At 56.2% G+C, this 1,538-nt stretch carries 1 protein-coding gene; it reads right to left on the reverse strand.

Going from position 1 to position 1,538, the window contains the following annotated elements; genetic code table 11:
• Positions 1-1,337: 1,337 nt before the first annotated feature.
• Positions 1,338-1,466 carry a hypothetical protein gene (locus tag ACFFNA_RS35880; RefSeq protein ID WP_378924687.1) on the reverse strand — a complete coding sequence of 43 codons (129 nt, stop codon included), beginning with the start codon at positions 1,464-1,466 and terminating at the stop codon, positions 1,338-1,340.
• Between the last annotated feature and the right edge of the window lie 72 nt (positions 1,467-1,538).

Consider the following 1,538-nt stretch of genomic DNA (forward strand, 5'->3'; position numbering starts at 1 on the left):
GTTCCATAGCCAGATACTTCATTCGCCAAGCGTCCACTTAATCTAAGCGGACACTATCGCCTCAAGCTACGCGTCAGTAGGCGGCCTCCAGCGTATGCATACGAGCAGCCGTCATGCAGCAATGACCTTTCCGAAAAGTTTGCGACGGAACCGCTTTCGGAGCTGTCAGCGACCACGTCAACTACCGAGTGCAGTAGTATCGGTGCTTACCCGAGAGCTCTATAAGCCGTCTAGGATCAATGCGCGAATGAGGGGTGCATCAGTATGCAGCGCGATATAACGACGCTATCGGTTTCGAAGTACATCTGTGCAGCTGACGAGCTGGGGCGGAAGTCAGGCCTTCATATTACCATGGGCGACAATTTTGAGGAGTATGTCAGCATTACCAGCAGACTTCCCGGGAAGTCTCCGACGTACCCAAGATTCCGTCCGGATTGTTCTGATCTTGCGCCCGGAAAGGCCTTTTGGATCGTCGGGCGGGATCGGAATGGAGCGGTGGCGCATGTTCAGGCAATGCGTTTAGATCATCTTTCCAAATCAGACGTTGCTGAGCACCTTGTGTCGCTCAAAGCCTGGTTCGAGGCTCCTGACCTCAAAGCCGGGCCCGGTTCCTCGTCTCGCTGCGACGCGCCCAGTGCTCGCAAACTAACCGGACTGGTCGCGTATCACGGCGACGTCTGGTTACGCAAAGACTTTAGAGGCTGCGGACTCGCTACCTTTATCGGTCGCATCGCATTCGGACTAGCATGGGCTAAATGGTCCCCAGATTTCATTTATGCGCTGACTTCTGGCTGGCTCATCGAAAAAGGCGTAGTCGATCAGTACGGATATCCACACAGAGAGCCACACGGATCAGTCTTGCACTTGCCCGCGTATGGGATAGATGATGACGATTGGCTCGTTTGGCTGACGCGCGACGAACTGTTAGAGACGCTTCAGCGGTGTACTGATGGCATTGCTCTCCGCCCTAGCCGGCCTGTGCCGGAATGATCAGCGCACTATGTGTTTGTCGGGATCCAGATCCTTAGGCGAGTCGTACAGGTACAGTTCAGGCTGGTTGCGCTCTTTGTGTTCAAGCATCGCCAACTTTCAAGAGAAACAACGATTTCGCAAGTCAAATGAATTTGATAGAGGCCGTTTCGAATGCCCTCGCTGTGCAGGGTGGCGCAGAGCATCTTCGAGACCGCCGCCTTGATGCCACGGGGCGGAGACGACAAGCTTGACGCCAGGCAGGGCGCGACGAGCCAGCTTGCGCCGAAGCGCGGACCTGTCGGCTCGGCCTCCGGGGTGCCGATCCCCAGTAATTACCCACCCTTTCGATGCGGCACGGTGCGTCGTCACTCGTCATCGATGTCCGGGTACTGCGGGGGAGCCTTGCCGATCTTGCTGACGATCCTCGGGTAATTGGCATCGGGCTGCGCCTGCCCTGTTCCAATGGTTCTGTCGCAAATCGTGATTTCGGTCACGACGCGACGCTTTCGCGCCAATGATCAGGCGGCAAGGATCTCGAACTGCTCGGCAATTGAAGGGCATGGATT

It is taken from the genome of Mesorhizobium kowhaii, from assembly GCF_042431665.1.
In the GTDB taxonomy this organism is placed as follows: domain Bacteria; phylum Pseudomonadota; class Alphaproteobacteria; order Rhizobiales; family Rhizobiaceae; genus Mesorhizobium; species Mesorhizobium kowhaii.